Consider the following 24886-nt stretch of genomic DNA (forward strand, 5'->3'; position numbering starts at 1 on the left):
CCTTCAGTCCTTGACAGCGCCGGCGGTGACGCCGGCCGCGACGTAACGCTGGGCGATGATGAGCAGCAGCGTTGCGGGGATGGAGGCGACCACCGCGGTGGCCATGATCGCGTTCCATTGCTGGTTGTTGTTGCCGATGTACTGGTAGATGCCGAGCGTGATGGGCTGGTGATCGCCGCCGCCGGCCAGTGTGGAGGCGAAGACGAAGTCCGACCAGGCCCACAGGAACGCGAACAGGCTGACCGTGACGATCGCGTTGCGTGACACCGGCAGGATCACCGACACGAAGGTCCGCCACTTCGAGGCGCCGTCGATCAGCGCCGCGTTGATCAGCTCGTCCGGGATGCCGGACATGAACGCCGTGAAGATCAGCACGCCGAACGGCACCGCGATGGTGGAGTCGGCGAGGATCAGGCCGGGCACCGTGTTCAGCACGCCCATCCGCAGGTAGATGGCGTAGAAGCCCATCGCCATGATGATCCCGGGGATCATCTGCGCGATCAGCAGCACGAAGCTGAGCGCGCCGCCGCCCTTCGGGCGCAGCTTCGCCAGGGCGTAGCCGGCCGGCGCGGACAGGACCAGGGTGAGCACGACGGTGCCGAGCCCCACGATCAGGCTGGTCCCGAGGTACGGCATCTGCTGGTCCAGCACGGCACGGTAACCCTCGAGCGTGCCGTCGAACGGGAACAGGTGCGGCGGGTCGGCGCGCATGTCGGTGTCCTTCGTGAAGGACACGTTGATCATCCAGTAGATCGGGAACAGCATGATTCCGGTGAAGACGAGCCCGAGCCCGGTCTTCGCGTGCTGCTTGATCATCGCTCCTGCCTCCTCTGGAACCGGATGTAGAGCAGGCCGAAGAAGAGCGCCATGATGATCAGCAGGTTGCCGACCGCGGCGCCCGGCCCGAACTCGGGCAGCAGGTTGCCGAACGACAGCCGGTAGGACCAGGTGGCGAAGGTCGTCGAGGCGTCCGCCGGGCCGCCCTTCGTCATGATCCAGATGATGTCGAAGACCTTGAGCGTGTAGACCAGCCCGAGCAGCAGGGTGATCGCCGAGACCGGCCTCAGCAGGGGGAACGTGACCCGCCAGAACCGCTGCCAACTGTTCGCGCCGTCGATCGCCGCGGCCTCGTTGACCTCGTTCGGGATGGCCTGCAGCCCGCTGTAGAGGACCACCAGGTTGAACGGGATGCCGATCCAGATGTTCGCGATGATCACACTGGTCAGCGCCCAGTCCGGCGAGGTCAGCCAGTTGACCGGGTCGACGTTGAGCAGGCTCAACGCATGGTTGACGATGCCGGAGTCGCTGTTGAGCATCCACGACCAGGTCGAGGCACTCACGATCAAAGGCAGCAGCCACGGTACGAGGAACAGCGCTCGCAGTGTGGCGGACAACCGGAAGTTCTGGGCGAAGAAGACTGCCAGCGCCAAACCGATGGCGAACTGGAAGGCGATCGACACGAAGGTGAACACCAGTGTGTGCAGCAGCGCCGGCCCGAACGTCGGGTCCGCGAACACCGTCCGGTAGTTGTCCAGCCCACTGAACGGCGCGTCGCCCTGCACGAAGCTGCGCACCGTGTAGTGCCGCAGGCTCAGGTCCAGGTTCCGGTAGAGCGGGTAGGCGTAGAAGGCGATCAGGTAGATCACCACCGGCGCGAGGAACGCCCACGCCGTCCAGTGGCCCCGTCTGCCCCCGCGCCGGACCCGGGTGGCACCCCGGGTCCGGGCGAGCGTCTCGATCTGCGTCGTCACTTGGTCGCCGCAGCCGCCGTGGTCTGGGCGTCGGTGAGGGCCTGCTGCGGTGCCTTCGACCCGCTCAGCGCGGCCTGGAACGCGGTCCACATCGGCTGGGAGATCTTCGGGTACTTGGTGCCGAGGTCGTCACTGGTCCGGCCCTTGGCCGCCTTGACGGCGTCGACCCAGACCTTCAGCTCGGGGTTCTCCGCGACCTGCTTCTGCTGCACGGCGTCGGTGGCCGCGATGTAGGACAGCGTCGTGTCCGTGGTGTACGCGTTGTCCGCGCTGGTCAGACAGCCGATCAGCTTCTCGGTCACGGCGTACCGGCCGGTCTTCGACTGCACCGGAGCGGTGACGAACTCGCCGCCGGTCGGCGCCGGGGCCGTTCCGCCGGCCTGCGACGGGATCGGGATGATGCCGTACTCGAAGCCGGTCTTCTTGGCGTTGGCCAGCTGCCAGGTGCCGTTCTCGCTGAACGCGAAGTCACCGGCGGCGAACTCCTGCCAGCTGGTGGTCTGGGTGTTGTTGAGCACCGAGTTCGGCGCGTAGCCCTTCTTCAGCCAGTCGGTCCACAGCGTCAGCGCGGCGACGCCCTGCGCCGAGTCGAGCTGGGTCAGGTTCGCGCCGGAACCCCAGAACCAGGGGAGGAACTGGAAGCTGCCCTCCTCGGTGCCGATCGCCGAGAAGGTGATGCCCTTCTTGCCGGACGCCTTCACCTTCTCCAGGGCGGCGGTCAGTCCCGCCCAGTCCTTGATGGTCGAAGGATCGACACCGGCCTTGTCCAGAACGGCCTTGTTGTAGTAAAGCGCTAGTGTGTTCGCGCCGATCGGGATGCCGTACGTCTTGCCGCCGATCTGACCGGCGGCCAGGAGGTTCGGCGACACCGCGGCGGTGTCCACCTTGAGCTCGTCGGTGGTGGTCAGCACCCCGGCGTCGGCCAGGGTGGAGACCACCGGGTTGTCGACGATCAGCACGTCGGGGGAGTTGTCCTGCTGGGCGGCGAGGAGCGCCTTGTTGGTCAGGTCGGTCGTGTCGTAACCGGTGCGCTCCACGGTGACGCCCGCGTCGGTGCCGCACCTGGTCAGCAGCTTCACCCAGTCCGAGGTGGCGTCGAACTGGGGGTACGGGTCCCAGATGGTGTAGGTGCCGCCGGCTTCGCTGCCGGTGTCACCGCCGGAGTCTTCGGAGGAGGAGTTCGAGCAGCCCGCCAGGAGGCAGGCGGTGAGGGTGAGGGCCGCCGCGGCGCGCAGGCGCTGACGGGTCATATCGGGGCTCCTTGCCGGCGAGTTAGCGTTCACAATCTCAGGCGTGCACTTCCGAGGAAATCGATTGCCTGGACGCTAGGTCGATGCTTGCTCGCATGTCAAGGGCAAGTTACGGTTCCATGAAACGCGTCGCCGGAGCGATGCAGGAAACTCAGGAGGAAACGCTGAGCAACGTGGAACGCGCCGTCACCATCAGCCAGGTGGCCGCGCTCGCGGGGGTCTCCACCGGTACGGCGTCCAAGGCACTCAACGGCCGCGGCGCGCTGCGGCCGGAGACCCGGGTACGTGTCCAGCAGGCCGCCGAGCAGCTCGGTTTCGTCGCCAACGCGGCGGCCCGCAGCCTGCAGACCGGCCGGACCTACACGGTCGGCATGATCACCACCGACAGCATCGGCCGGTTCAGCATCCCGCTGCTCATCGGCGCCGAGGACGCGCTCGGGGCGGGCCAGATGTCGGTCTTCCTCTGCGACGCCCGCGACGACCCGATCCGCGAGCAGTACTACCTGCGTACGCTGCTCAGCCGCAAAGTCGACGGGATCATCGTGACCGGCCGCCGCACCCAGGCCCGCGCCCCGATCGGCGTCGGCCTGCCGGTCCCGGTGGTGTACGCGTTCATCAGCTCCGCCGACCCGCACGACTGCTCGGTCGTCCCCGACGAGGCCGACGGCGCCCGGCGCGCGATCCAGCACCTGCTCGCCGTCGGCCGCCGCCGGATCGCCCACGTGACCGGCCCGGAGCACCACCACTCGGCGACGGTGCGCGCCGCCGGTGCGGAGGAAACGCTGGCCGCCGAGGGTCTGCGGCCCGCGGTGCCGACGCTGTACGGCGAGTGGAGCGAGGCCTGGGGCCGTCAGGCCGCCGGCATCCTGCTCAGCACGGGCGCCGACGTCGACGCGGTCTTCTGCGGCAGCGACCAGATCGCCCGCGGCCTCGCCGAGGCACTGCGCGACGCCGGCAAACAGATCCCGGGCGACGTGGCCCTGGTCGGCTTCGACAACTGGGACGTCATGGTCGACGGCTGCCGGCCCGCCCTGACCAGCGTGGACATGGACCTGGAGGGCATTGGCCGCAGCGCCGCCGAACTACTCCTGGCCAAAATCAACGGCGAGCCGGTGCAGGGACCGCGGGCCCGCCCGTGCCGCCTCGTGCCCCGGGCCTCCACCGCAGTCTGACGGCCGAGCCGTGTATGCCGGCCGTCCGTCGCGGTCTGACGGCCGAGCCGCGGGCGCCGGCCGTCAGTCGCGGTCTGGCGGGCGAGCCGCGTATCCCGGCCCTCGCCGCGGTCTGGTGGGCGAGCCGCGTATCCCGGCCCTCGCCGCAGTCTGGCGGGCGAGCCGCGTACCTCGGCCCTGCGCTGCGGTCTGTCTTTCAGCCTTGAGCCTCCACCGCCACTCGACCGTAGAAGCCGCGTGCTCAAGGGTTCCATCGCGGTCTGGCCGTCGGATCGGCCAGGAAAACGATTTCCTCCCGAGCATTGACGCGGCTGAATCGAGTTCGGCGTCTCCGGGCGTATCGCCGCGATCTTGTGCTCCGCTCGCTTCTCGAGGGTGGCTCAGTTCCCAAGATCCTTTTGTGACTCTTGGATCTTGGGCTGCTGTTCACCGCGGAGGGGCCGTCGAGCTTCCACGACTCGAGTCGTGTCTGCCGGCCGGCGCGGGCACTGCGGCCCTTGCGTCTCTGTGCCGGCAGGCAGCTGTCGGCGGCGTGGGCTTGAGAGATCCCGCGCGGGGTCGGGCTACGTAGGGCTTGCGCGCGTGACCTGGGGCGGCCGATGGAAATGGCTTGATCAGCGTGGAGAGAGCGCGAGCAGCGTACGGATGAAGGCTTCTCGATCTTGCTCGGGCACTGAGGCGAGGATTTCGTCCTCGCCGGACCTGATGTCGGCCTCGATGGACTGGTGGGTCTGCCGGCCGGCTGTGGTCAGGCCGAGTAGGCGGACGCGGCGGTCGGTGGGGTCTGGTTCGCGTTCGATCAGGCCGCGTTGTTGCAGGTCGTCGAGTACCGGGATCAGGCGGGTCTTGTCGGCGCCGATGCTTGCGGCCAGTGCTGCCTGGGTTCGCATCGGGCCGTCGCGCAGGCCGGTCAGCACGGCGTATGCCCACATCGACAGCTCGTGCCTGGCCAGGATCGGCTGCTCCATGGCCAGCAGCCGGCGCCCGAGCCGGAACACCAGCGCGCCGAGATCGTCCGTCCGTTCCACGACGTAACTCCTACCACCTCCGGTGGGGTTGACTATATGTACGCTCACGCACATGATAAGCGCATGCTTACGATTAAGGATGACCTCAGAGGAGTGGACGCGGCTGCCGTACGCGGAACTGTCGACCTGATCCACCGCATCACCGAAACTGATCTTGCGCGGCCGACCCCGTGCGCAGGCTGGGATCTGGCCGCGCTGCTCGGGCACATGACCGCGCAGCATCGCGGTTTTGCTGCGGCGGCCCGGGGCGGCGGCGGTGATCACGCGGTCTGGGAGCCGCGGGCGGGGGACAGCTATGGGGAAGCTGCTGAGGACGTGCTCAGCGCCTTTGCGGAAGAGGGAGTGCTCGACCGGCCGTTCCGGATGCCGGAGATCGACCGGCCGATCCCGGGGCGGCTGGCGATCGGGTTCCATCTGGTCGACTACGTGGTGCATGGGTGGGACGTCGCTCGTACGATCGATGCCGCCTATCAGCCGGAACCGGCCGTCCTGGCCGCCGTCCTGCCGATCGTGCGGGCCGTGCCCGACGGGCCGGAACGACTCGGGCCGCAGGCGCCCTTCCGGCCGGCGCTGACCGTGCCGGCCGGCGCCGACCCGCTCACCGAGATCCTGCTGCTCCTGGGCCGGGACCCGTCTTGGCCGGGACGCAATCGCTGATATGCCGGCCGGTGCTGCGGCGGGAGCCGGCCTGGGCGGATCCGCTGAGCGACTCCGGGTCCAGGGTTGGGTCCGGTTTGTCCGGGGTAAGTGGCGATCTTGGACAAGCCCGCCGAAGGGAGTTCTGCGCTCATGCCACGCATTCCGTCCGACCCCGACCGGTACCCGCCGCTTGATCCGGGGGCACCGATCCCGGACGATCCCGGCGAGCTGTCCCCGGACGCGCCGGAGCCGCTGCCGCCGGCGCCCGCCGAGCCGGTGATCGAGCCCGAACCGGCCGAGCCGGACCCGGGGGGAGTGCCCGAACCGGCCTGACGCCCCAGGTACTGTATGCGCTCTTTGCAGATCGAAAGGGACGCATGCGTACGTCTACGTTCCGGTCAGCGGCCGTCCTCGCGGCGGCGCTGATCGTGGGCGGCTGTTCCGCGCCTGCCGCTTCGCCGCCTTCGCCCCCGCCCAGCGCTGCCCCGAGCGCCTCGGCGGAAACGCCCGTCCGGTTCTCCGTTCCGGCGAAGATCGACGGGCTGCCGAGGACGACGGCGAAGAAGTGGACCCGGATCGCGGCGAGCCGGACCGATTTCCTCGAGCGGCACGTGCTTCGCCCGCTGGACACGCTGACCGCGGTGTACGTCGATGCCGACAAGCCGGGGACCAGCGTGGACGTGAGCGCGGTCACCGGCCGGGTGGCCGACCCGGCTGTGCAGCTGGGTCTGCTCACCCGCAATCAGCTCGACGAGTGGGCGGATGGGCGCCCAGCCGACCCGGGCGTCGCGGGTGGTGTGGGGACGTGCGCGGTCTCCCGCAAGCAACGTCCCCTCATCGGCACGCGATGCCACTGGGCCGAACCGGGCAGCGTCGGGACGATCACCATCTGGTCGGACGGCGAGCGGCGCAAGGACTTCGCCGGCATTGTGGCGCTGATCCAGCCGGCCGGCTGAGCTGCCGCGCCCAGCCAGCCGGCTCAGGCTCAGCCGCGCGCCACCGGCCAGCTGGGGCTCAGCCGCGCCGCCACTTCTGGTTCAGCGTGCCCGCGCAGTCCCACAGCTGCAGCTGGGCCCCGTCGTTCCCGTTCCAGTCCCGGATGTCCACACACTTGTTGGCCTGCGGATTCACCAGGTCCCCGGCGCCGCTGAGCACCCACTGCTGGGCCGGGTTGCCGCTGCAGGTGACGATCTGCAGGATCACACCGTTCGCGGTCGAACCCCACGGCACGTCCAGGCACTTGTTGTTGCCGGTGCGCAGGCTGCCGTTGACGGCCTCCCACCGCTGCGCGCCGGAGCCGTTGCAGTTCCACATCTGGACCAGCACGCCGTCGGCGAAGTTGCTGTTCGGGACGTCCAGGCACTTGTTGTTCCAGTTGCTGATCAGAGCCGCGCCGCCACCGCCGCCGGTCGTGGTCAGCGACAAGCCGTACACCTGAAGGATCTCGTTGACCGGCTGGAACCACATGGTGCCGCCGGTCGTGCAGTTGCCGGAGCCGCCGGAGGTGACGCCCTGCGCCTGGTTGCCGGAGATCCACGAACCGCCGGAGTCGCCGGGCTGGGCGCACGCGTTGCTGCGGCTCAGGCCGGAGACGGCGCCCTGCGCGTAGTTGATCGTCTCGTTCTTGCCGAGCAGGGTGCCGCAGCGCCAGCCGGTGGTGCGGCCGGACCGGCAGATCGAACTGCCGATCGCCGCCTCCTGCGAACCGGCAACCGTGACGTTCCCGCCGGAATAATTGTTCACCCACGGCTGCGAGACCCAGTTGCCGTTCGTCCGCACCCAGGCGTAGTCGTTCCCGGGGAACGAGGAGCCGGCGAACGTACCCTGCGCCTGGTTGTTGAAGCCCAGCGTCGGGCTGCCGGTGCCGCCGCAGTGCCCGGCCGTGACGAAGCCGCCGGCGACCGCGAAACCGATCGAGCACAGCGTGTTGCCGTTGATGACGAACTGGTCGCCGCCGCGGATGTCGTACATCGGCTGCGGTCGCTGGGCGGTGCTCGTTCGCACGGTGACGGCGCCGGCGCCGCTGGCCGCGGCGAAACGCCGGGCCTGAGCTTCGGCGCCGGGCTTGGCGGTCAGCACGACGCTGTTGGTGGCAGGATCGACGAACCAGCTGTGTACGCCGTCCGGAGCGATTTTCTGACTCTTGTCGAGCTTGGCGCGGGCGGTGGCGAGGTCGCTCTCGGTGCGCTTGACGATCGTGGCGTCGGCGCCCTCGGCACGGACCTTGGCGGCGTCGTTCGCGCTGGTCACGGCAACCGTCAGGCGGGTGGCGCCGGCCGGGATCCAGGCACCGGCGAAGCGCTTGCCGAGCTGGGTGCGCAGCCGCTTCTCGATCACCGGGGCGGCGGCTTCGGTGGCCAGACGCCGGGCCAGGTCCTCGTCGTCCAGCTTGAGGTCGCGCTGGAGGGCGGCGCGCATGCCGGGGTCGAGGTCGCCCGGTTTTCCTGCGGCTTGTTCTGTTGTGGTTTGTTCTGCCGCGGCTTGTTCTTCTACGGCATGGCCTGGGCTGGGGATCAGAGCTACGGCGGTCAGTGCCGCCGTGGCGATGATGACGGCGCTGCGGACAGGACGGAGCATGGGAACGTCCATTTCACGCGGGGGACTGCTGGGACAGAGAGCGCTCTCACGAGATTGTTCAGCCTGCGTCGCGTCACTGTCAACAAAGTTCATCAATGTGTCCGGTTGACCTTGCCGTCGCTCGGCCCCTACCGTGTGATCGTTCACACAACGTCACCAGGGGCGGAATGTCCGGCTTTCGATTTCGAGATGTGCTGCCCTGGCTGCCAACCGTCATCGGCGTAACCGCCCTGGTAGGCATGCTCGGCGTGACCGCGTTCCGGTTGGCGCCGCCGTCGCAGGAGCCGGTCATCGCGCAGACCGCCCCGACGCTGTTCCTACCTCCGCCCGCACCCGTCCCGGCGTCCTTGTCCTTGCCGTCCACCTCTCCGACGGCCTCGCCGTTGCCTTCGGCGGCCGGCTCGCTAATGCCCTCGGCGCCACCGGCCACCCAGACCTCCGATGCCCGGCCGTCCCCGGCCGACCGCAAGACCACCCCGCCCGCTGCGGCTCCCCGCCCGACGTCGCCACCAGCGGTCACCGGCGAATACCGGGTGGTCGGCACCTACGACGCCGAGTTCATCGGCGAGGTCCTGATCAGCAACGCCACCGGCCGACCACTCGACTGGGCGGTCACCTTGCGCTTCCCGTCGAACGTCGGCGACTTGCGCACCTCATGGGTGGAGTCAGCGCCGCAGGCCACCCTCAGCCAGTCCGGCCAAACCTTCACCTGGCGCTCCGGCGTGCCCGTCAACGCCGGCTCCAGCGTCGCTTTGCGCTTCCAGTTCGCTCGCGCGGGAAGCGGAGACCGCCCGTCCGCTTGCTCGGTCAACGGCACACCCTGCGACCTGTAGAGCCGCGCTACCCGCTTGCTCCAGGCAAGGGCCAACCGAGTCGGGATGTCGCTCAGCGTCGTTTCGCGCGGTCGAAGGCAGTGTTGGCGGTAAGCGGGGTCGTTGGGCTGTCGCTCAGCGTCGTTTCGTGCGGCTTGAAGCTGCGTTGCTGGTCAGCCGGGTCGTCGGGCCGTCGGGCAGTGCGGCTCGCGGGTTCGAAGAGCGCTGGCAGTCAGCCGGGTCGTCGGGCTGTCGGGCAGTGCGGCTCGCGGGTTTGAGAGCGCTGGCAGTCAGCCGGAAGGCGGGCGCCACGGTGGTATCACCCGCGCGGTGATGACGGCGACGCTAGCCGGCTTGGGAGATGGCGGCGGCAGCAACGGCGGGGTGGGGAGTCGGCGCTGCCATGATGATGGGGATGGCTGTCACCCGGATCGGGATCCTCGGCGCCGCGCGGATCGTGCGGACCGCTCTGCTCGCGCCGGCCCGGCATGTCGATGGGGTCGCGGTGGCCGCGGTGGCTGCGCGGGCTCCGGCAAGGGCCCGCGCCTACGCGGCCAAGCACCGGATCCCGCAGGTGCACGACTCCTACCAGGCGTTGCTGGCTGATCCGGCGATCGACGCTGTGTACATCCCGACCCCGGCATCGCTGCACGCCCGGTGGACGCTGGCTGCCCTCGAGGCCGGCAAGCACGTCCTGGTCGAGAAGCCGTTCACCGCGAACGCGGTCGAGGCCGAACGGGTCGCGGCTGCCGCCGCGGGGTCGGATCGGGTGGTCATGGAGGCGTATCACACCGGGCACCATCCGCTGACGGCTCGGCTGCGGGAGATTCTCGGTCGAGGTGAGATCGGCACGGTACGCGCAGCGCGTGCCTTCTTCTACGTGCCCATCCCGCCGGGCCGTAACATTCGCTGGGACCCGGCCCTCGCCGGTGGCGGACTGCTCGACGTCGGCTACTACCCGGTTCGCCTGCTGCGCGACCTGTTCGGCGAGCCCACCGTGTCCCGGGGGCGGGCTCTGCAGCGTTCCGGGGTCGACCGCTATCTGGAGGCCGACCTGGTCTTTCCCGGCGACATCCGCGCTACGGTCCGCTCCTCGCTGTGGTCCAGGCGTCTGCTCGGCGCCGGTCTGCGGGTCGACGGCGACCGGGGCCGGCTGAGCGTCTCCTGGCCGTACCACCCGCAGGTCGGCGCCCGGATCACCATCCGCTCGGACGGCCGGAGCCGCAAAGAGCGCGCCGACCGCACGAGCACCTACATCTACCAGCTGCGAGCGTTCCGCGACGCCGTCCAGAACGGCGGCCCGATTCTGACCGGCGCCCCGGCCGCCGTGCTTCAGATGCGAACCCTCGACGCGATCTACCGCGCCTGCGGCCTGGAGCCCCGCTGCCTGCCTTGAGGTCACCACCTGCTCAAGCCCGGCGGCCGCGCTGGGGCCCGGACCGGCTGCCGGCTCGCGCGGTGAACGGGGGACGGGGTGAAAAGGGGTTGGGTGCGGCGTGGCGTCGTACCCCTCAGCAGTTCGGCTTTTTGAAGACCGGGAGTGCGTGGGTGCTGACGCGCCGGGACTTGATCTCCGTCACCTTGACGCGGCTGAAGACCTTGCGGCAGTCGGAGAGGCGGACGCGGGTGAACTTGAGCTCGACCTTGGTCTTCTTGTAGTTGGCGTCGGCGCAGCTCGGCACGCACGTGTTGACGTTGCGGGTCGCCGTGGCCTGGCCGGTGGTCCGGGTCAGCGAGGTCCAGCGGACGTTGCTGTAGTAGACGTCCTTGTACGGGCGGAACGTCTTCGGCTTGACCTTGATCTTGTGGTAGGCGTAGTCGGCGACCACGCCGGGCTTGGGCGCGGCGGCCTGGGCGGGCGTGGCCACGGCTACGGCGGAGAGGGCCAGAGTGGCCGCGGTGGCCAGGGCGGTGAGGCGGGGCAGGGGCATGGGATGTCCTTCCGGTTGTCGTCCGTGGACAGTCTTTCGATCATGACCGGCTGTGGTGACGGGACGCCGGAGCGTGGCACGAAACCGGGGCTCGGTTTCGCGGTCGGGTGAGGGGAACGCCGGGTAGGGTGCCAAAGAGTGCAAACCGGCCTCTTTCGCCTGCTGGGTACCGGGCCGCGCGCGGCTGCCCGGCAGGCGGCCGCGCTGTTCGGGCTGGCTGCTCTGCTGGCGCTGGTGGGCATCCTCAACGACCCGGCGAACTCCCGGAAGCTGCTGGTCGTCGCCCTGCTCGACCTCGCGATTACCCTCTTCGCGCTGAAGTGGCGGTGGACCCGGCCGCACGCGCCGGCGCTGCTCGGTGTGGCCGGGTTCGTCGTGCTGGGGCTGTCGACCTGGTCGTTCGGCGGGGTGGCGACCGGGACCGGGCCGTTCCTGGTGCTGCTCTTCGCCTGGGCGGCCCTGCACTTCCCGCGCTGGATCCTGCTGACCTACGCCGCGCCGGCAACCCTGGCCTACCTGTTGCCGCTGGTGCTGACCGGGCAGCCGCCGCTGGTGCTGGGCAGCGCGTTCGTGCTGATGCCGGTCGCGCTCGCCGTCGGCCTGCTGATCGAGGCGCAGGCCCGGCATCTGCGCGACGAGCGGGAACGCCTGGCCCGGATCGAACGCTGGCGCGCGGCGATGATCAACACGTTGGCGCACGATGTGCGCTCGCCGCTCGGGACGATCCAGATCGCGCTGGAGGAGCTGCGGGAGGACGCCACCGGGCTGACCGTCCAGATCCTGGACACCGCGCTGCGCCAGACCAACCGGATCTCCCGGCTGGCCGACGGCCTGCTGGACCTCGAGCGCATCGACAGCTCCGGCCATCTCAAACTCGACCGGCGGAGTTACCCGGCGCGGGGCCTGGTCAAGGACGCGCTGTCATATGTGCGGTCGGACGCCGACGTCCGGGTCGACATCGACGAGCAGACCACGGTGTACGTCGACAAGCAGCGGTTCGAGCAGGTGCTCTTCAACCTGGTCGGCAACGCGCTGAAGTACGGCAAGCCGCCGGTCGTCGTCACGTTCGTCCGGGACGGTGACATGGACCGGCTCGAGGTTCGTGACCACGGGCCGGGCATCCCGGAGGAACTGCGGCCGAAGCTGTTCGGGCAGTTCGCGGTCGGCGGTCCGGACGGGGTCGGGCTCGGCCTGTGGATCGTGCGGCAGCTGGCGGTGGCGCACGGCGGGCAGGCGGTCGCCGAGGCCCGCGAGCCGGGCGTGGCCATGGTGATCACCTTCCCGGTGGCGCCCCTGAGTCCTCAGGGTTGACATCCGGGGGATTCTCCCCCAAGCGCCGGGCGCAGCGATTGACCAGGATCAACGGCATGAGGGCAACAACCAAGATCGCACTGTACGCGGCGCCGCTCGCACTGACCGGCTACGGAGTGGTCCGCAACGTCGGCAAACTCGACGACGTGTACGGGCCGGGCTTCGACTGGCAGCTGGCGCATTTCCTCGGGCTGGCCGGCTTCGTACTGTTCGTGCCGCTGGTCCTCGGGCTGCGGGCGATGCTGCCCGCCGGAGCGGTCCGCGAGGTGGCGACCGGGGCGGCGCTGTTTGGGCTGGTCACGTCCATGGTGCAGTTCGCGGTGGACATCGTGCAGGGCTTCCTGGCCGCCGACAAGGCCGAGCTGCGGAGCCGGCAGCACGACTTCTCCGATTTGCCGGGCGTGCAGGCGGTGATCTACGACTTCGGGCCGCTGTTCTTCTTCGTCGGCCTGGTGCTGATGGGCGTACTGGCGGCCCGGGCCCGCCTGCTGCCCTGGTGGAGCCCGGCATTGCTGCTCATGGCTGTGCTGCTGCCGATCGTCAGCCTGGACCTGATGCCGCTGACCGGGGTGCTGACGCTGGTGGCGTTACTGCCGCTGACCCGCGAACGGGTCCCGGCGCCGGTCAGCTGATCCGCCGGCGGCCCCTCGGGTAGTCGCTGTAGTAGTAGCGGACCGTGTTGCCCTGCGAGTCGGTCTCGCAGCTGTAGTGCTTCAGGAAGTCCCACATCAGCGGCGACTCCTCGGGCATGGTGTTGTGCGAGCGGTAGAGGTTCTTCGTCAGTTTCAGGACCGGGATCCGGGTGCCGGGCCGGTGCCAGGTCCAGGTCTGGAACCGGCGGTGCCAGCCGCTGCGGACGCCGTCGACGGTGTTCACGTCGGACAGCTCCAGCCGGTTGACTGCCAGGTGGTACCGGGCCCACTGGTCCAGGCTGTTCTCGGTGTCGTCCCACAGGCCGCCGGCGAGGAAGGCCAGGTCGCCGTACCCGTAGATCTGGTAGCAGGGGATCGGCCGGCGACTGGCCGGGTACGCCACGCCGTCCATGGTGACGGTGCCGGCGTCGCTCGGGGCGGCGGTGAAGGAGGTCGAGGCGACCGCCGCGAAGTACTCCGGGAAGGCGATCGCGAAGTTCTGCGAGACCTGGCTGCCGGCGGACTGCCCGGTCGAGTAGAAGCGGGTCGGGTCGACCGAATACTCGCTGATCAGCACGTCGCGCAGCTGCCGGAAGAACGCGATCGAGTCGCGGTGGCTGACCGACACCGAGGTGTTGCTGTACTGCTCGCAGACGGTGACCAGGATGAAGCCCTCGCGCTCGGCGACCTTCCACCACTGGGCGGCGTCGAAGAACACCTTGTCGGTCTGGCTGTTGCCGGGCCAGACGAAGACGACCGGTGCCTTGCGACGGGCCGAGCGGGGTTGGTAGACCAGGTACTCCCGGAGGTAGCCGGCCACGGTCATGGTGCGGACCTGCACGCCGAGCCGCGCGTAGTCGGCGCGCTCGAACAGCTGGTTGCCGTAGGCGAAGAAGTTCTCGTAGCGGGTGTAGGCGGTCAGGAAAGCCACGATCTGCCGCGTGCTCGCCGGGTGCCTCTGCACGGCGACCTGGGAGATCGGGCCGGCGTACGAGGTCATCCACCGGCGTGAGCCGCGCCGCTGCCACCGGCCGTCGGTGTCGTTGGCCCGTTTCCAGTACGCGATGCTCGCGCCCGCGGTGTGCGGATCGGGGCGGATGTACCAGGTCGGCAGGACCACCTCGTCGTAGCGGATCAGGTCGAAGCCCGCCGGAAAGTCGACCGGGGTGTAGCCGTCGGTGGTGCCGTCGAACTCGCGGGACGCGTACTGCTCGAAGTAGTCGGCGTCGAGGCCGGGGGAGTCCACGTACGTCTGGCTGATCACGCGCAGTGGGTGCGCGACGGCCCACGCCTCCAGGGCGGGAGCGCCTTTCCCGTACCCGACCAGATAGTGCAGGCCGAAGATCGAGAAGTAGCGGTTCGCCTGGTAGAAGGCCATCGCCTCGGCCACGTACGCCGCCTCGCTCTGCGGATCGCCCCAGCCGCCGGCGCCCGGCTCCAGCACGAACAGGCCCTCCTCCCGCTGGTCGGCGACGCCGAACCAGCCCGCGGACCGCAGAAACTCGGCGGTGTCGGCGCCGTCCGGAACCGCGACGACCGTGTAATACGACCGGATCGGCGTCTCGGGCGAGATGTAGACCTTGGCGGTGCGGACCTGGCCGTCGATCGTGAACGACTTCGTCCAGTAGCCCGTCATCTCGCGGGGCAGCTTGTTGGCCCGCGAGTAGTCGTAGGCGGGGAAGGGGCGGCCGTCGAGCGGTTGGGCCTCAAGGGCAGTGTCGGCCCCGGCCGGCAGGGATGCGGTGACGGCCAGCCCGGCCGCGCCTCGGAGCAATTGACGACGTTCCATCACAGCCCTCCCTGGTTTGGTCCGCCTAGCGGACCGATTGAACTACCAGATAGACCATACGCTATGCCTTGCCGGTCAGGTAGCGGGTCAACATGGTCACCATCTCGTCCTCCAGCTTGCGGGGATCAAGGGCGGCCGGCGCCGCGCTGAGCCAGTGCACGACCATCTCGACCGTGGTGACGATCAGATGGGCGGCGGAACTGCGCTGGGCGTACCGGAACGGCGCGGGCGCTGCGGCATCACCCGCATTGCTGGGCGCGTTGCGGTCGTTGGCGCTTCCGGATCAGCCCGGTTTTGCGTACGTCGCAGGCGAGGCCCGCACGTGCCAGCAGGTCCGGGCGCATCTGCTGCGCGAGCGGGGCTGGCCGCGCAACCGGATCCGGCTGCACGCGTTCTGGACGGGCGGCCGTTCCTGAGAGCTGACGATCTAGGCGGACTCGCGGCGGCGGGCCCGGTAGGTCTGGGCCTTGCGCCGGTTGCCGCAGACCGCCATCGAGCACCAGCGGCCCGCGCCGGAACGGGAGGCGTCGTAGAACGCCCACCGGCAGGTGTCGTTGCTGCACACCTTCAGGCGCTGCCAGGTTCCGTCGGCCATGGCCTGGGCGATGACGGCGAGCAGGCCGCCCAGCGCGCGGTCGGCGGAGGTGCCGTCGGCCGCGTACTGCAAGCCGGTGGGGGTGAAGTGCGGGCGTAGGCGTACCCGGCGGGTTTCTGCGTCGAGGATCGCCGCAGCTGTCGCTGCCGGCGTGCCGTCGTGGTTGGCCGTGAGCAGCTCGCGGATGCCTTCCCGCAGCGTGCGGGCGTGGCGCACGTCCGCGTAGGCGGCCGTCTCGGTCGCGCCGAGCAGGCCCGCATAGCGCAACCAGGCGGTCAGGTCGGCGGCGTCGGGCAGCGCCTCGACGTCCTTCTCCACGTCATACGTGTTGACGAACTCGCGGACGACCCAGAGTGGTCCCTCCACCGGCATGCGGCCAGTTTACCCGTCACCCGGTCGGGTAACCTCCTAACGCATTTACCGGTTACGGAGGAGGATTCTCGTGGGCCGAGATTTCCGGCGGCTCTTCGCCGGCACCGCCATCTCCGCGCTCGGCAGCGAGATCAGCGAGCTCGCGCTGCCGCTGCTGGCGATCCTCACTTTCCAAGCCACCGCCGAGCAGGTGGGCCTGCTGCGGGCCGCGCAGTTCCTGCCGTTCCTGCTACTCACCCTCTACGCCGGGGTGCTCGTCGACCGGGTGCGCCGGCGCCCGCTGATGGTGGCCGCCGACCTCGGCCGGTTCGTCGTGATCGGTGCGGTGCCGCTGCTCGGCTGGGCCGGCATGGGGATGGAACCGCTCTACCTGCTGGTCTTCCTGGCCGGCGCCGGGACCGTCGTGCACCAGCTCGCCGACCAGGCCTATCTGCCGACGCTGGTCAGCCGGGACCAGCTGCTGCCCGCGAACGGCCGGATCGCCGCCGCCCAGTCCGGCGCCGAACTCTCCGGCCAGGGCATCGGCGGGCTGCTCGTGGCCTGGCTGACCGCGCCCTTCGCGGTGGCCGTCGACGCGCTGACGTACCTGGTCTCGGCGATCGCGGTGGCCGGCATCCGCACACCCGAACCGCGCCCGGTACGCCGGGACGGCACCCGGCTGCGCCAGGAGGTGTTCGAGGGCATCCGGTACCTGGCCGGCAGCCGCCTGCTGCGGCCGCTCGTCGGGGAGGCCGCCACCTACAACATCGCCTACCAGGTCTTCTCCATCGCCCTGCTGCTCTGGCTCGCCCGGGACCTGCGGCTGTCGCCCGTGGTGATCGGCGTCGTGCTCAGCCTGGCTGCCGTGGGCGCGCTCGGTGGCGCGCTGGCCGGGGCGAAAATCTCGGCACGGTACGGGTTCGGGCCCACGATGCTCGTCACGATGGCCATCGGGAACAGCGCGCCGCTGCTGCTGTTCGCCGCGCCGGACCGCGGTGCCGGCGTTGCGGTGCTGGTCGGCGCGGTCTTCCTGGTGATCGGCTTCGGCACGGCGCTGGCCAATGTGCACAACCGCAGCCTGCGGCAGAGCGCGGTGCCGGATGAGATCCAGGGCCGCGTGACCGCGGCCTACCGGCTGGTCTCCTGGGGGACGCTGCCGCTGGGATCGCTTGCGGGTGGCTATCTGGCGGCTTCGCTGGGGGCGTACGAGGCCCTGCTCGCCGGCGCGGTCGGGCTGGCCGCGGCCACCCTGTGGGTCGCCGTGTCACCGATCCCGCGGCTGCGTGAGGCCCCGGCCCACGTCTAGGCAGCCTCTGATTTTCGGGGTCGGTCGCTCTTGTTTCCTGCGTCCGCTCTGGCCCGCTCCGGCTTCCGCGCCCGCTCCGGCTTCCGCGCCCGCTCCTGCTGCCGCTGGGGCTGAGGTCCGCCTCAGCCGTGCGTGATTGCGGAGCCCGCGGCGGCCTGCTGGGGCACCTATGGGCTGGCTGGCGCTCAGTGTCGTTTCCCGCCCACCGAAACAGCCCTGGAGGCCGGCCGGACTCTTCGGCCGGGTGCCTGGGGTCAACGGGGCTGGCGCTGGTGCATGGAATGGGCTCGTGATGAGGTGCGTGGCTGCCAGCTGGCCGGGCCCGGCTGGCGCTGGTGCATGGAATGGGCCCGTGATGAGGTGCTTGGTTGCCAGCTGGCGGGGACCCTTCAGCTCGGAAGCAGGCCAGGGCTAGCCGCGTGACCAGATCCGGATGGGCACGCGGGGGAAAGCAGCGGTCAGGAAGTGTTCGGTGAGGCGGTCGCGTAGTACGCAGTCCGGCCAGGTGTCGAGCACCTCGGGGATCGTGCGGTGGCCGAGGGCCAGCTGGAGCAGCGCGCCCGGGGGGATGTGGGCGTGGTCGTCCGGGCCGGCGGGGCTGCGGACGGCTGTCACCGTGGACAGTTCGCCGTCGGTGAACGACAGGCGGGCGGCGCGGCCGTAGGTGTTGATGGTCAGGTCCGGTTCGGGCCAGCGCAGGCCGTGCCAGCGTTTCCGCAGCAGCGGCTGGAGACGGGTCAGCAGGTCGGCGGGGTCGGTGTGGCGGATGTACCAGCCGCTGGGCCGGGCCGCGATGCCGGGTGGGCCGAATTGCGCGAGCGGGTGTTCGGGGCCGAGCAGGAGCCGGACCGCGGTGAACGGCTGGCCCGCCTCGAAACCGTGGCCGGTGTGGTTGAGGTGGGCATACATGGTGGTGGCGGCGTGCGGCCAGTCGGCCGGGTCCGGGCAGGCGGCGGCGAAGACGGTCAGCAGGCCGCCGGTGGAGAGCCGGGAGCCGTGGACCACGTATCCGCGCACGTCGGTGCCGTCCAGCAGCAGGGCGACGCTGCGCCGGAGGATGTCCTCCGGGCGGCGTCCGGCGATCTCGTAGCGCCAGACCGCGGCGTCCCGTGGGCAGACCAGGGCGGGGCCGTCGGCGATCTCCTTGTCGATGGCGGCCAGATCCTCGGCGTCGGCGGCGGTGGCCGAGCGCATCGTCAACGAGCCGGTCTGGGGCGGCGTGGTGGCTGGGCGCGTTGGCAGCGGGCCGGTCTGGGGCGGTGCGGTGGCCGGGCCGGTTGTCGGCAAGGCGGAGGCGGGCACGGTCGGGGCGCCGTCGTTGGCCATTGCGTATTCGTAGCCGAAACGCCGGTAGAAGTACGGGATGCCCTCGATCATCTGGATCGGCACGTCGGCGGTCGGGTAGCGCTCGTGGAGGGCGGCGAACAGTCGCTCGGTGAGCCGGTTGCCGCGGTGCTCCGGCGCGGTGCCGACAAGCTCGGTTTGCACGGCCGGCAGGCGTACGCCGTCCAGGAACCAGTCCTGTCGCAGGCTGACCAGGCTGGCGACCGGCCGGCCGGTGGCGGTGTCCTCGGCGACCAGGAAGTCGGCGGGGGTCACCGAGGGGTGCCCCTCCATCAGGTCCTCGACCCAGGCGGCGATGCCGGGATGCGGTTGGCCGCCCGTCGCCGCCTGCAACTGGACCGCGGCCTGCAGGGCAGCCACGTCCGCGGTGTCGGCGATCCGCCCCGGCCGAATCAGATAGTCGCTCATCGGTCTATTTGTACCGTCGAACCGGAACGCGCTACGGCCAGGAGCAGTGTGGTCAGGCCGACAAAAATCAGGGTGACGAGCAGGCCGGTGACGTGCAGCGCGGCGGTGAAGGCCTCGCGGGCGGTGTGGAGCAGGGCCGGGTCCTGGGCGGCGAGGGCACCGGCGAGCGAGTCGGAGGTGCCGCCGGCCCGGGCCCGGTAGACGGCTGCGGCGACCACTCCGAGCAGGGCGAAGCCGAGCGAGCCGCCCAGGTAGTTGCCGGTTTCCGAGACGGCGGCGGCCGAACCGGCCCGCTCCGGAGGGACCGAGCTGACGACCAGGCCGGTCCCGAGGGCGAACAGCGGGCCGGTGCCGAGCGCGAGGACGGTGCTCCCGGTGATCACGAGAACCGGTCCGTCGGCGCTGGTCAGCAGCAGGCTGCCGAGCGCGGAGAGGGCCAGGCCGCCGGCGATCGCGCTGGTGGGGCGCATGCGGCGGGCCAGCAGCGGGGCGGTCAAGGTGCCGGCGGCCACGCCGAGGCCCATCGGGGCGAACAGGACGGCCGAGACGAACGGCGAGTAGCCGAGGACGCCCTGCAGATATTGGGTGACCAGCAGGCCGGTGCCGGCCATGGCGATGCCGGCGAAGACCAGCGCCACGATGACCGCGGTGAACGGGCGGCTGCGGAACAGCCGCAGGTCGAGCAGGGGCGTGGAAGTGTGCAGCTGGCGGCGTACGAAAAAGGTGCCCGCAATGATCGCTGCGGCCGGTGCCCCGGTCGCATCGCCGGTGGCCAGCTGTTTGATGCCGTAGACGGCGCACAGGATCGCGGTGAGCGACAGCGCGACGCCGGCCGGGTCGAGGCGGCCGGCACGATCGCTGCGGAACTCGGGCAGCAGCAGCGGGCCTGCGAGCAGCAGGAGAAGCATGGCGGGTACGGCTACCAGGAAGATCGACCCCCACCAGAAGCGGTCGAGCACGAACCCGGCGAACACCGGGCCGAGCGCGCCGCCGGTGAACTGGCAGGTCGCCCAGATCGAGATGGCGAGGCCACGGTCCCGGGCGTCGAGGAACATCGTGGTGATCAGCGCGAGAGTGGACGGCATCAGCGTGGCGCCGGCGGCGCCCAGCAGGGCGCGGACCACGATCAGCATCAGCGGGCTGGTGGCGAAGGCCGCAACCACGGAGAGTACGGCGAACGCGCCCGCCCCGATCAGCAGGAGCCGTCGACGGCCGATGCGGTCGCCGAGCGTACCCATCGTGATGACCAGGCCCGCGACCAGGAAGCCGTAGCTGTCGCTGATCCACAGCTGCTCGACGGCGCTCGCGCCGAGATCGGCGCTGAGCTGGGGGAGGGCCAGCAGCAGCGCGGTCATGTCCATCGCGACCAGCAGCGTCGGCAGTGCGAGGATGGCCAGACCCAGCCACGCCCGGGTGTTTCGCATGTCGTGAACTCCCTGTTCGTCCGAGGTTTCCGCCGGTGGTCGGAGCGGGCCGGAAATTCTTGACAAGAGAATCGGGGTGGGACGTCAAGACGGCCGCGGCGGCTCCGACCAACGGCCGAAGACCCGCCAATGAGGAGGACCGAGATGCGTTTCCTGATCAGCCTGCACATCAACCCGGCCGTGCTGGACGCCCTGACCGACGAGGAGAAGGCGGCCATCGGTGACGGGCACGGGAAGTTGCTCGAGGCGATGAAGGCGTCCGGTGAGCTGATCACCACGCTCGCGCTGGCCGACCCGTCGCAGGCCGCCGTGGTGTCGGTGCGCAACGACCAGCCGGTCGTGACCGATGGGCCGTTCCTCGAGGCGAAGGAGTTCCTGGGCGGCTTCTACCTGGTGGACTGCGAGAACAAGGAACGGGCGATCGAGCTGGCGGCGCAGATCCCGGACACCCGGATCCCGGGGCTCGGTGTCGAGGTGCGCCAGGTGATGTTCGCCGACGGGAATCTGGACGCGTGAGCGTACCGGCCTTCGGGGACCTGCTGCGCGAGCTCGCGCCGCAGGTCCTCGGTGTGCTGGTGCGCCGCCACGGGCAGTTCGAGGGGTGTGAGGATGCCGTCCAGGAAGCGGTCCTCGCGGCCAGCGTGCAGTGGCCGGCCGAAGGGGTGCCGGAGAATCCGCGCGGCTGGCTGATGACGGTCGCGTCGCGGCGGCTCATCGACCAGATGCGCAGCGACCACGCACGCCGCGAGCGGGAGACGGCCCTGGCCACGGCCGAAGTCCCGCCTGCCGAGGTGCCGGACGTCGACGACACCCTGAAGCTGCTGTTCCTCTGCTGCCATCCGGCCCTGACCGGAGCGTCGCAGACCGCCCTGACGTTGCGGGCGGTCGGCGGGCTGACCACGGCCGAGATCGCTCGGGCGTTCCTGGTGCCGGAGGCGACGATGGCCGCCCGGATCAGCCGGGCCAAGCAGCGGATCAGGGCGGCCGGCGCGACGTTCACGCTGGACCCGTCGCGGCTGCCGGTGGTCCTCCAGGTGCTCTATCTGATCTTCAACGAGGGGTACACCGCGTCGTCGGGCGACTCGTTGCACCGCGTCGACCTGGCGCGCGAGGCGATCCGGCTGACCCGGATGGTGCACGCGCAGCTGCCGGAGGACAGCGAGGTCACCGGGCTGCTGGCGCTGATGCTGTTGACCGACGCGCGGCGGGAGTCGCGGACCACGGCGTCGGGGGATCTGGTGCCGCTGGACGAGCAGGATCGCACGCGGTGGGACCGCGGGCTCGTCGGCGAGGGGATGGCGTTGGCCCAGGTGTCGCTGGGCGGGGCGGCGCTGGGTCCGTACCAGCTGCAGGCGGCGATCGCGGCGACCCACGCGGACGCGGCCACCGCGGCGGACACCGACTGGCGGCAGGTGCACGCGCTGTATCTGATCCTGGAGCGGATCGCGCCGAACCCGATGGTCACGCTGAACCGGGCGATCGCGCTGGCCTCGGTGGAGGGGCCGGCCGCGGGTCTGGCGCTGTTGGCGACGCTGGACGGGGACGAGCGGATGGCGGGGCATCACCGGTTGTGGTCGGTGCGGGCGCATCTGCTGGAGAAGGCCGGTGACGCGGCGGGGGCCTACGACAGCTATCGGAAGGCGGCGAGGTTCACGGCGAGCCTTGCGGAGCGGCGCTATCTGGAGTCGCGCGCGAGCGCCATCTCCCGGAGCGCCGACAGCGACGGTGTGAACAGGTAGGCGCCGCCGCGCGGCAGCACGTAGTCGGTGAACGTGGACACCTCGCCGTCGAGGAGCCGGGCCCGCCTCGGTGTTCCGGCGCGGACCCGGCCGATCAGCAGGTCGACGCCGTTGTCCATGCCCTGCCGGGGGCGTTCCGGGTTGTTCGCCCAGCGCTGGGCCAGCAGCTCGAACTGCTGGGTCACGTCGGTCTGGTAGCACAGGAACAGCAGACCCCGCTCGGAATCGGACGGGTAGCCGTACGTTATCCCTCGGCGCAGAATCGCGAAGGCGAGAGTCGCGGCCGGCGGGCCCTTGTCGGTCTCCTGATCGCGGGGGTTGACCTTGCGGATGTGGGCCGCGAGAGGGCAGCGCAGGCCGTCCGGATCGGCGCCGGCCCCGCGCGGACCGTCCGGAATGTCAGGTGTGTCGGTGTCGTAGTTGAAATGATTGAGTTCGGCCCGGGTGGCGTCGGCGTGGCCGACCAGTGGGCGGCCGTCCGGCCAGCGGCCGACCAGCTGAGCACGCAGCGCGTCCGGGTCCGTGCCCAGCTCGGCGGCCATCCGCGCGGTGTCGGCCTGGAAACCGGCCACGTCCTGCTCCAGCTTGCGATAGACGAGCAGCGATCCGTTGCGGGCCAGGGCAGGCATGTCGCGCGCCGGCGCCGGCCGGGCCGGCGCCGTCTCGCTCTGCCGGGGCAGACCGAAAATGAACTGACCGGGCCACACCAGGACGTCGCCCGGTGCGGCATACGCGCGGTGATCAGGCATCAAAGGCATGGGGGTACGCGTGACGAGCGCCGTTCCTACGTCGTCGACGACCCCGCGCAGGACGGGCTGGGAGATCCCGTCCCGGAACCCGAAGTGCTCGACGTCGCCGGGCAACCGGTGTGCCTGCTGGTCGTGGACGAGTTCGCAGGTGGCTGTCGCGCACACCTCGGCGGTGGCCTCGGCGAGGAGTTCGGAGTCGTCGCCGGCCAGGATCACCAGGATGTCGATCTCTTTGCCCGGGCCACCGACGGCCCAGGTCCCGGATGGTGGGTCGCGCAGGTAGCTGCGGCGGGCCATGCCGACCGCGACCGCCTCGTCGATCGTGGCCAGATCGGGGTGGCCGAGGGCGCGCAGGGTCCGCGGGGAGAGGGCGGCGGCCATCGCCGGCGGCTCGGTGAGCTGGGCGGGGTCGGCCAGGCCGTGCCGGACCGCCTTGCGGATCGCGCGGTTGGCCAGGCCGTGCCTGGCCGGGGTGATCCGGCCGGCGATCGTGGCGAGCAGGGCGCGGGCTGCGGGGGCGGGATCGTCGTCGGGCAGGCGCCAGCCGAGGAAGCGCTGATGCTGGTGGCCGAAGCCGGGCAGGATGTGCGCTTGGATGTCGTCGAGGTCGAGGCGTGGTTCGCCGGTGGGGTCCGGGTTCACGCGGGCAGCTCCGGGCGGCGCACCGCCGAGTTCGCTCGCCGCGCCTCGCTAACTGCCGCCGCTTCTGTTCGCGCCGCTGCGCTGTCTGCCGCCGCCTCTGTTCGCCGCGCGCTGCTCTCGGCCGTCGCCTCCGGGAACGTCGCGTGCCAGCCCTCCGGGCACTGGGCGTTGATCGCGACCAGCCGCAGCACGTCCGGGTTGTCGTCGGCGGCGCAGCAGCGCTGGTCGCACGGGATCGGCGCCGGGGCGCCGTGCCCGCGGTCAGCGGCCGCGCCGAACAGCGACATCGTCATCACCTCGGCCAGCTGCCCGCCGGTCGCCAGCGGCAGCCCGTTGACCAGTACCTCCTCCAGCCCGAACGCGGCCTCCGGCGGCGGCGCGAACTCGGCCCGCAGGATCAGGCCGTCGTTGCCGCGAACCGGCCGCCACCAGCCCGACACATCCTCACCGTCCGGGCCGGACACCGCCGCGTCGTCCAGCGAGGTGATGTAGAGCCCGACCGGATCACGTAGCGTCACCGACAGACCCCGCCGGACCAGGTCGTTCACATCGGTGCTGATCGTCGGGTCACTCGACCGATTCGGATCACCCAGGCCCGCGCAGCAGACCAGCCGCCCGGCGTCGGTCACCGGCGTCCCGTCGGCGCCGGAGCGCGGCACACTCGCGGCGGCCGCCAACGACACCTCGCCGTACAGGCTGTTCTCCGGATGGGTCAGATGCGCCAGTCCCGCCTCGGTGTTCCACACGTTGTACGGGTTGTACGCGCCCTGACGCCGATACAACCGCAGCGGCCCGTCGGCGGCCTGCCGGAACGCGATGTCGGTGTCGAAGTACAGATCCTCCTCGCGCACCTGCGGCCCGACCAACTCCCGGTAGAGCCGCAGCAACAGCACCCGGTCACCGTCGACCGGCGGCACCCCCGCGTCCGGGAAGGCCGCGGTCCCGTCGGCGAGGAACCGCCAGTACTCGTGCCCCTCCGAGGTGAACACGATCCGCCGCATCCGGCCGGTCTCCGGATCCCGCTCCACGAACCACTCGCAGTACTCGTCCTGCGGCCGGTACCGCAGCACGATCTCCTGCGCCTCGCCGTCCCGAACCGCGTAGAACGTCACCCCGTAGTAGTCGCCGAGGCTGCGGAACTCGTCCGCCGCCCGTCGCGCGCCGGCCGGATCACCGGGGAACCGCACCTTGACTGGGCGCGGGAAAGCGTCCCAGCTGATCCTCCGTTCGGCGAGCGGGCCCGGCGGCGCGGTCCGTAGCGGGTTGAAGAAGCGGACTTGCTCGGGGCCACCGACCTGACCGGCGGTGCGCTCGACCATCTGGTCCATCCACGCGGAGACCAGCGCCGACCAGCCGGCCAGCCGTTGCGGATCCAGATCGCGTACGCCACCCGGCGTGTCCAGCGTCGACATCGCTCCAGAATGGATCATGCGACG

General features: G+C 70.5%; 25 protein-coding genes. 12 read left to right on the forward strand and 13 right to left on the reverse strand.

Annotated elements, in window-relative coordinates:
- Positions 1-3: 3 nt before the first annotated feature.
- From OHA21_RS08515 to OHA21_RS08525, 3 genes are read right to left on the reverse strand one after another with little or no spacing between them, the layout of a single operon-like run.
- Positions 4-816: a carbohydrate ABC transporter permease gene (locus OHA21_RS08515; RefSeq protein ID WP_328471932.1), complete on the reverse strand. Its 813-nt coding sequence runs from the start codon at positions 814-816 to the stop codon at positions 4-6.
- Positions 813-1739: a carbohydrate ABC transporter permease gene (locus OHA21_RS08520; protein ID WP_442875157.1), complete on the reverse strand. Its 927-nt coding sequence runs from the start codon at positions 1737-1739 to the stop codon at positions 813-815. The genes OHA21_RS08515 and OHA21_RS08520 overlap by 4 nt, the downstream gene beginning before the upstream one ends.
- A gap of 8 nt (positions 1740-1747) precedes the next feature.
- Complete coding sequence (locus OHA21_RS08525; protein WP_328471934.1) at positions 1748-3001, reverse strand: sugar ABC transporter substrate-binding protein; 1254 nt, start codon at positions 2999-3001, stop codon at positions 1748-1750.
- A gap of 119 nt (positions 3002-3120) precedes the next feature.
- Between OHA21_RS08525 and OHA21_RS08530 the strand changes: the two genes are divergently transcribed.
- Positions 3121-4173, forward strand: coding sequence for a LacI family DNA-binding transcriptional regulator (locus tag OHA21_RS08530; protein WP_328471936.1), 1053 nt, complete (start codon positions 3121-3123; stop codon positions 4171-4173).
- 614 nt (positions 4174-4787) lie between these two features.
- Here OHA21_RS08530 and OHA21_RS08535 read toward each other — a convergent pair.
- Positions 4788-5201, reverse strand: a complete 414-nt coding sequence (locus tag OHA21_RS08535) for a MarR family winged helix-turn-helix transcriptional regulator (RefSeq protein ID WP_328471938.1) — start codon at positions 5199-5201, stop codon at positions 4788-4790.
- Between the two features lie 63 nt (positions 5202-5264).
- Here OHA21_RS08535 and OHA21_RS08540 point away from each other — a divergent pair, with 63 nt between their 5' ends.
- The 3 genes from OHA21_RS08540 (at position 5265) to OHA21_RS08550 (ending at position 6796) form a co-directional block, all read left to right on the forward strand.
- Positions 5265-5858 (forward strand): TIGR03086 family metal-binding protein, encoded by a 594-nt coding sequence (locus OHA21_RS08540; RefSeq protein ID WP_328471940.1) that lies wholly within the window; start codon positions 5265-5267, stop codon positions 5856-5858.
- Between the two features lie 132 nt (positions 5859-5990).
- A complete protein-coding gene (locus OHA21_RS08545; RefSeq protein WP_328471942.1) occupies positions 5991-6173 on the forward strand; it encodes a hypothetical protein in 183 nt (60 codons plus the stop codon).
- Positions 6174-6217: 44 nt separating this feature from the next.
- A complete protein-coding gene (locus OHA21_RS08550) occupies positions 6218-6796 on the forward strand; it encodes a hypothetical protein (RefSeq protein ID WP_328471944.1) in 579 nt (192 codons plus the stop codon).
- A 58-nt stretch (positions 6797-6854) separates the two neighbouring features.
- Here OHA21_RS08550 and OHA21_RS08555 read toward each other — a convergent pair whose 3' ends face one another.
- A complete protein-coding gene (locus OHA21_RS08555; RefSeq protein ID WP_328471946.1) occupies positions 6855-8258 on the reverse strand; it encodes a ricin-type beta-trefoil lectin domain protein in 1404 nt (467 codons plus the stop codon).
- 350 nt (positions 8259-8608) lie between these two features.
- Here OHA21_RS08555 and OHA21_RS08560 point away from each other — a divergent pair, with 350 nt between their 5' ends.
- Both OHA21_RS08560 and OHA21_RS08565 read left to right on the forward strand, forming a co-directional pair.
- Positions 8609-9250, forward strand: coding sequence for a cellulose binding domain-containing protein (locus OHA21_RS08560; protein WP_328471948.1), 642 nt, complete (start codon positions 8609-8611; stop codon positions 9248-9250).
- A gap of 394 nt (positions 9251-9644) precedes the next feature.
- Complete coding sequence (locus OHA21_RS08565) at positions 9645-10625, forward strand: Gfo/Idh/MocA family protein (protein ID WP_328471950.1); 981 nt, start codon at positions 9645-9647, stop codon at positions 10623-10625.
- A gap of 115 nt (positions 10626-10740) precedes the next feature.
- Here OHA21_RS08565 and OHA21_RS08570 read toward each other — a convergent pair whose 3' ends face one another.
- A complete protein-coding gene (locus OHA21_RS08570) occupies positions 10741-11160 on the reverse strand; it encodes a hypothetical protein (RefSeq protein ID WP_328471952.1) in 420 nt (139 codons plus the stop codon).
- 138 nt (positions 11161-11298) lie between these two features.
- On the opposite strand from OHA21_RS08570, the gene OHA21_RS08575 reads away from it, so the two are divergent.
- Both OHA21_RS08575 and OHA21_RS08580 read left to right on the forward strand, forming a co-directional pair.
- The gene (locus OHA21_RS08575) at positions 11299-12471 is read left to right on the forward strand and encodes a sensor histidine kinase (RefSeq protein WP_328471953.1); all 1173 of its coding nucleotides are present in this window, start codon (positions 11299-11301) and stop codon (positions 12469-12471) included.
- A gap of 56 nt (positions 12472-12527) precedes the next feature.
- Complete coding sequence (locus OHA21_RS08580; protein ID WP_328471955.1) at positions 12528-13103, forward strand: DUF4386 family protein; 576 nt, start codon at positions 12528-12530, stop codon at positions 13101-13103.
- On the opposite strand, the gene OHA21_RS08585 is transcribed toward OHA21_RS08580, so the two are convergent.
- Together OHA21_RS08585 and OHA21_RS08590 are read right to left on the reverse strand one after the other, a co-directional pair.
- Positions 13096-14892: a hypothetical protein gene (locus OHA21_RS08585; RefSeq protein ID WP_328471957.1), complete on the reverse strand. Its 1797-nt coding sequence runs from the start codon at positions 14890-14892 to the stop codon at positions 13096-13098. The two genes, OHA21_RS08580 and OHA21_RS08585, sit on opposite strands and share 8 nt — an antisense overlap.
- A 61-nt stretch (positions 14893-14953) precedes the next feature.
- Positions 14954-15058: a hypothetical protein gene (locus OHA21_RS08590; protein WP_328471959.1), complete on the reverse strand. Its 105-nt coding sequence runs from the start codon at positions 15056-15058 to the stop codon at positions 14954-14956.
- Positions 15059-15065: 7 nt separating this feature from the next.
- Between OHA21_RS08590 and OHA21_RS08595 the strand changes: the two genes are divergently transcribed.
- Positions 15066-15308 carry an SIP domain-containing protein gene (locus OHA21_RS08595; RefSeq protein ID WP_328471961.1) on the forward strand — a complete coding sequence of 81 codons (243 nt, stop codon included), beginning with the start codon at positions 15066-15068 and terminating at the stop codon, positions 15306-15308.
- 11 nt (positions 15309-15319) lie between these two features.
- Here OHA21_RS08595 and OHA21_RS08600 read toward each other — a convergent pair whose 3' ends face one another.
- On the reverse strand, positions 15320-15859 hold the full coding sequence (locus OHA21_RS08600) for a CGNR zinc finger domain-containing protein (RefSeq protein ID WP_328471963.1): 540 nt from the start codon (positions 15857-15859) through the stop codon (positions 15320-15322).
- 70 nt (positions 15860-15929) lie between these two features.
- On the opposite strand from OHA21_RS08600, the gene OHA21_RS08605 reads away from it, so the two are divergent.
- Entirely contained in the window at positions 15930-17144 is a 1215-nt protein-coding gene (locus OHA21_RS08605) for an MFS transporter (RefSeq protein WP_328471965.1), read from the forward strand.
- A 411-nt stretch (positions 17145-17555) separates the two neighbouring features.
- Here OHA21_RS08605 and OHA21_RS08610 read toward each other — a convergent pair whose 3' ends face one another.
- Entirely contained in the window at positions 17556-18896 is a 1341-nt protein-coding gene (locus tag OHA21_RS08610; protein ID WP_328471967.1) for a GNAT family N-acetyltransferase, read from the reverse strand.
- A complete protein-coding gene (locus OHA21_RS08615; RefSeq protein ID WP_328471969.1) occupies positions 18893-20320 on the reverse strand; it encodes an MFS transporter in 1428 nt (475 codons plus the stop codon). The genes OHA21_RS08610 and OHA21_RS08615 overlap by 4 nt, the downstream gene beginning before the upstream one ends.
- Positions 20321-20464: 144 nt before the next feature.
- On the opposite strand from OHA21_RS08615, the gene OHA21_RS08620 reads away from it, so the two are divergent.
- Together OHA21_RS08620 and OHA21_RS08625 are read left to right on the forward strand one after the other, a co-directional pair.
- The gene (locus OHA21_RS08620) at positions 20465-20836 is read left to right on the forward strand and encodes a YciI family protein (protein ID WP_328471971.1); all 372 of its coding nucleotides are present in this window, start codon (positions 20465-20467) and stop codon (positions 20834-20836) included.
- A complete protein-coding gene (locus OHA21_RS08625) occupies positions 20833-22059 on the forward strand; it encodes an RNA polymerase sigma factor (RefSeq protein ID WP_328471973.1) in 1227 nt (408 codons plus the stop codon). The genes OHA21_RS08620 and OHA21_RS08625 overlap by 4 nt, the downstream gene beginning before the upstream one ends.
- Here OHA21_RS08625 and OHA21_RS08630 read toward each other — a convergent pair.
- Both OHA21_RS08630 and OHA21_RS08635 read right to left on the reverse strand, forming a co-directional pair.
- Entirely contained in the window at positions 21996-23450 is a 1455-nt protein-coding gene (locus OHA21_RS08630) for a Dyp-type peroxidase (protein WP_328471975.1), read from the reverse strand. The genes OHA21_RS08625 and OHA21_RS08630 overlap by 64 nt on opposite strands.
- Positions 23447-24862: a hypothetical protein gene (locus OHA21_RS08635; protein ID WP_328471977.1), complete on the reverse strand. Its 1416-nt coding sequence runs from the start codon at positions 24860-24862 to the stop codon at positions 23447-23449. Before OHA21_RS08635 ends, OHA21_RS08630 begins: the two co-directional genes overlap by 4 nt.
- Positions 24863-24886 lie beyond the last annotated feature (24 nt).

This window comes from Actinoplanes sp. NBC_00393 (assembly GCF_036053395.1).
In the GTDB taxonomy this organism is placed as follows: domain Bacteria; phylum Actinomycetota; class Actinomycetes; order Mycobacteriales; family Micromonosporaceae; genus Actinoplanes.